Below are 4,276 nucleotides of genomic sequence, written 5' to 3'. Positions count from 1 at the left end.
CCCCGAACTCCGCGACGACATCGGCGACCTGCTGCGCCACCTCGCCCGCGCGCACGACCTGGCGGTGGCGCTCTCCTGCCACGACCCCGACCTCGTGGAACGCATCGCGGACGAGGTGGTGGAACTCCGGGCGGAGGCGGCCGGGCCCGGTACGTCCCGGCGGGGCGGTGCGCCGACGGCGCGGGTGGAGGACCGGGCGGGGAATCCGGCGGAGGTTCCATGGGCCCGACGGGCGGGGGACTCGATCGGGTCCTCGGCCGAGCGTTCGCCGGGGGACCTGAGTGAGGTTCCGGCCGGGGACACGGAGCAGGGCCAGGTCGAAGGCCGGATGCGGCGCCGGGCGTCCATGGCCGGATCGGCGGACGTCCCCGTGCTCGACGTGCGCGGCCTGTGCGTGGTGTTCGGCCGGCGTTCGGACGTTCCCGCGCTGGACGGTGTCTCGCTGGCCGTCGCTCCCGGGGCGGCGACCGGCATCGTCGGCGCCTCGGGCTCCGGCAAGACCACGCTCGTCCGCGCCGTGGTCGGGCTGCAGCCGATCACCGCCGGCACGATCCGTCTCGACGGGGCGCCGCTGAGCACGGGCCTGCGCGGGCGCAGCCGCGAACAGCGCCGCCGCGTCCAGTTGGTCACGCAGAACCCGCTCGGCGCGCTCAACCCCAGCCGTACGGTCGGCGCCGCCCTCGGCAGACCGCTGCGGCTGCACCGGCGGTGCGCGTCCGGCGTGGCGTCGGCCCGGGTGGCGGAACTGCTCGAACAGGTCGGTCTGGCCGCCGAGTTCGCCTCCCGCTACCCGCACGAACTCTCCGGCGGGCAGCGTCAGCGCGTGGCCATCGCGCGGGCCCTGGCGGCCGACCCGGACGTGCTGATCTGCGACGAGGTGACCTCGGCACTGGACACCGCCACCGCCGAGTCGATCATGGACCTGCTGGTCCGGCTGCGGGAGGAGCGCGGCACGGCCCTCGTCCTCATCAGCCACGATCTCCCCCTGATCGCCGACCGCACCGACACCGTCACCGTCCTCGACGCGGGCCGCAGCGTGGAATCCGGCCCCACGGCGACGGTCTTCACCGCCCCGACCCACGAGGCGACCCGCGCGCTCCTGCGAACACCTGCGGGGGTGGTGTGACACCGGGGACGACACGGTGCCGTGCCGGTTCCGGGCGCGACGGAAGGCCGATCAGTACGGCTGCAACGTCCAGTGCTGAAGGGGGCTGCCCGTCTCGTTCCAGATGCCGACCGGGTTGCCGTTGAGGCCGCCGCTGCTGGCGTAGGCGTCCATCGGCGCGGTCCCGTTGCGCTGTACGTAGATCTTGTAGAAGTCGCCGAAGGGCACCAGCTTGAGATTCTGCGACGCCGAACGGTTGCAGTCCCACAGCTTGAACTGCCAGCCGATGGTGCCCCCCGACTCGGCGGGATAGTCCAGGCAGCGTCCCTTGTTCGCGTTCACGAGGGCGTAGGGATAGCCGGGGTTGCCCGAGGAGACGAGCCGCCACTGCTCGCTGATGCCGCCGTTGCAGTCCCACAGCCCGACGGCGTTGTTGTTCTCACCGCCGCCGGAGAAGAAGGCGTCGAGACAGCGCCCGGTGCCGCGATTGACGAGATGGAAGACATCGGCGAGCAACGCCGCATCGGTCGTGCCGGACCGAGCCGGTGCCGCCGTCGCCGAGGTGAGCGATCCGGTGATCAACGCCGCGGCGACGGCCGACACCGCCAGCACACGTCCGAAGACACGCATGTGTTCCCCCTGGTCCCCTGGTCGAGTAGGAGCACGATGCGGTTCAGCGTGCGCTCGACCCGGCGGCAGGGGCGACACCTTTCGGCCTGGTTCGAATCCCCGGCCTCGACCTGCCCTTCGAGCACCGGAGACAGCACCGGCGGCCGGTGGCCGCGGCGCTCAGTCCGCGTCGGCGACGATCGAGCCGACGCGTTCGGCGAGGGTCGGGTCGCGGCGGACCAGGAGGGTCGCGTAGCCGACGGCGGCGAGCAGCGTGGCGATCGCCGCGTAGGGGAACCAGTTGTACGGTGCGGGCTGGCCGGGCTTGGCGAGGTAGTAGAGCGGGACCAGGATGGCCACCGTGCCGACCGCGGGCAGGAGGAGGTGCCGTACCACCCGGAACTCCTGCGGGCGGTATCTGCGGTAGTACAGCGGCAGCGCGATGTTGGACGCCAGATACACCAGCAGGATCAGGATGGCGCCGAGCGTCGAGGACTCGGTGAAGAAGACCACCGGGTTCATGGGGCCGCCGCCCGGGCCCAGCAGATGGCCGAGGCCCCAGCCGCCGATGATCAGCAGTGCGATGGCGGTGAAGGTGACGATCGCGTTGTTCGGGGTGCGTCGGGTGGGGTGCACATAGCCGAAGAAGGACGGCAGCAGCCCCTCCCGTCCGGCGTTGAACACGAGGCGGGCCTGGGAGTTGATGCCCGCGATCAGCACGCCGAGGGTGGAGGTCAGACCGCCGAGGTAGGCCAGGAACGCCAGCACGCCGAGCGTGTCGTGGGCCACCTCGATGAAGGGGATCCGGGATTCCCCGAGCGCGGTCACGTCGTAGCCGAAGCCGGTCACCGTGGCGTAGGCGAACAGGATGTAGCTCACCGTCATGATGGCGACGGAGGAGAACACCGCGCGGCCGACGTTGCGCCGCGGGTTCTCCGTCTCCTCGGCGAGCGCCGCCGAGTTCTCCCAGCCGATGAACAGGTACACCGCCAGTGGGAAGCCCGCAGCCAGACCTTTGAATCCGTCGCTGATGTGGCTGGGCAGGAACGGGTCGAAGGACAGCGCGCCCCGGTGCTCCACGAGCGCCGCCACCGAGACCACGACCAGCACCAGCATCTCGGCGCCGAAGAAGTAGCCGGCCCACTTCGTGGAGACCACCACGCCGCGCAGCATCAGCAGCACCGCCAGCCCGGTGAGCAGCAGCGTCCAGATGATCCACGGCAGGTCCACGCCGGTGTAGTGGTGCAGGGTGATCTGCACGAACCCGCCGGAGATCGAGACGACGCCGGCCATCGCGATGATGTAGCCCACCGCCGCCAACAGTGCCGTGGTCACCGCGCTGACCGGCCCGAACGTCCTGCCGACGAACGTGATGAAGCTGCCCGCCGACGGGTGCGCCCTGGAGAACTCCGCCAGCGTGTTGCCGAGGAGCGCGACGGCGATGCCCGCGGCCGTGATGGTCAGCGGCGACGCCACGCCCGCGGTGGTGGCGAGGAAGGCGAAACCGAAGAAGAAGCTCATGGCCGGACCGACGTTGGCCATGGTGGCGGCCGCGATGTCCGCCATGCCGAGGACGCCGCCGCGCAGCCGCTGGGGCGCGCCGCCGGCGGGGCCCGGCGGGGACAGCGGACCGGCTCCGGGGTGGGGCATGGCGGCAACTCCTCGTGCGGTGGTGTGGCGTGATGGGTGCGCGGGATGTCGACGATCGTGCTGTCGGGCGGGTACACGGCGGCCGCCGACCGGACCGGGTGTCAGCCGTGCCGGGAACGCTGGTGCGCCTTCACCGCCCGCACGGCCCGATCGGTCGCGCCCCGCCCCAGTTCGGTGAGGAGTTCGGCGTGGCAGCCGTTCCGCTCCCGTAGCGCCTCGGGCCGCGGCGCGGGCAGCAGCAGACACAGGCGGCCGAGCAGATCGGCGGCGAACTCGCGGATCCCGGGACCGCCGAGCACCTCCGCGAGGTCCAGGTGGAAGCGGGTCTCCAACTCGGCGAGGTGCGCCGGGTCGTCCGTCCGTTCCATGTCCGTGACCAGGGCGCGCAGTCCGTCCAGCCGCTCGGCCGGCACCTCTCCCGCACCGTGCGCCACGAGGCCGCACTCCAGCAGCAGATGGAAGGCGTCCAGCGAGGCCGCCTCCTCGGTGTCGTGCGTCAGGGCGACGACGGTGTCCCAGGCCTGAGCGACGAAGGTTCCGCCCGCACGGCCGCGCCTGCGGTCGAGCAGGCCGTCCTGGCACATGCCCTCCAGCGCCCGGCGCACGGTGATCTCACTGATCCCCAGCTCCTCGGCGAGGACACCGGCGTCCGGCAGTCGGTCACCGGGCCGCACCACGCGCAGGCGGATCCGCAGCGCGATCCGCGAGCGGACGAGATCGGATCCGCTCTGACCGCCGAGGGGCAGCACGCGGGCGTGTCCCACACCGATGGCCGAGGCCGTAGGGGCGGGGCCCGGCTGGTTGTAGGGCCCGAACTTGCCCGCTGCGTTCACCACGGCGCCACCCTAACGGCCCGCTGATCGCGGCCGGGGTCCGGCGCGGGACCGGGTCCGCGGGGGCGCGGGCGGTTCC

Annotated in this window: 4 protein-coding genes; 1 reads left to right on the top strand and 3 read right to left on the bottom strand. The window is 72.2% G+C overall.

Annotated features, from left to right (window positions below; genetic code table 11):
• A partial coding sequence (locus tag AOK23_RS38690) for an ABC transporter ATP-binding protein (RefSeq protein WP_157878281.1) occupies window positions 1-1,126 on the top strand: 1,126 nt, incomplete at its 5' end.
• 51 nt (window positions 1,127-1,177) lie between these two features.
• Here AOK23_RS38690 and AOK23_RS38685 read toward each other — a convergent pair.
• The 3 genes from AOK23_RS38685 to AOK23_RS38675 form a co-directional block, all read right to left on the bottom strand.
• A complete protein-coding gene (locus tag AOK23_RS38685) occupies window positions 1,178-1,735 on the bottom strand; it encodes an RICIN domain-containing protein (protein ID WP_055717148.1) in 558 nt (185 codons plus the stop codon).
• A gap of 159 nt (window positions 1,736-1,894) precedes the next feature.
• Entirely contained in the window at window positions 1,895-3,364 is a 1,470-nt protein-coding gene (locus AOK23_RS38680) for an APC family permease (RefSeq protein ID WP_055717147.1), read from the bottom strand.
• Window positions 3,365-3,465: 101 nt separating this feature from the next.
• Window positions 3,466-4,200, bottom strand: a complete 735-nt coding sequence (locus AOK23_RS38675; protein ID WP_055717146.1) for a FadR/GntR family transcriptional regulator — start codon at window positions 4,198-4,200, stop codon at window positions 3,466-3,468.
• Between the last annotated feature and the right edge of the window lie 76 nt (window positions 4,201-4,276).

This window comes from Streptomyces torulosus, assembly GCF_001419765.1.
Lineage (GTDB): Bacteria > Actinomycetota > Actinomycetes > Streptomycetales > Streptomycetaceae > Streptomyces > Streptomyces torulosus.
Note: the sequence above shows the minus strand (reverse complement) of the source record. Positions and strands in the feature narration are given on the sequence as shown.

What these genes read in the sequence shown, in the direction of transcription:
- AOK23_RS38685 (WP_055717148.1), bottom strand. Translation starts at nt 1,735, where the DNA reads ATGCGTGTCTTCGGACGTGTGCTGGCGGTGTCGGCCGTCGCCGCGGCG.
- AOK23_RS38680 (WP_055717147.1), bottom strand. Translation starts at nt 3,364, where the DNA reads ATGCCCCACCCCGGAGCCGGTCCGCTGTCCCCGCCGGGCCCCGCCGGC.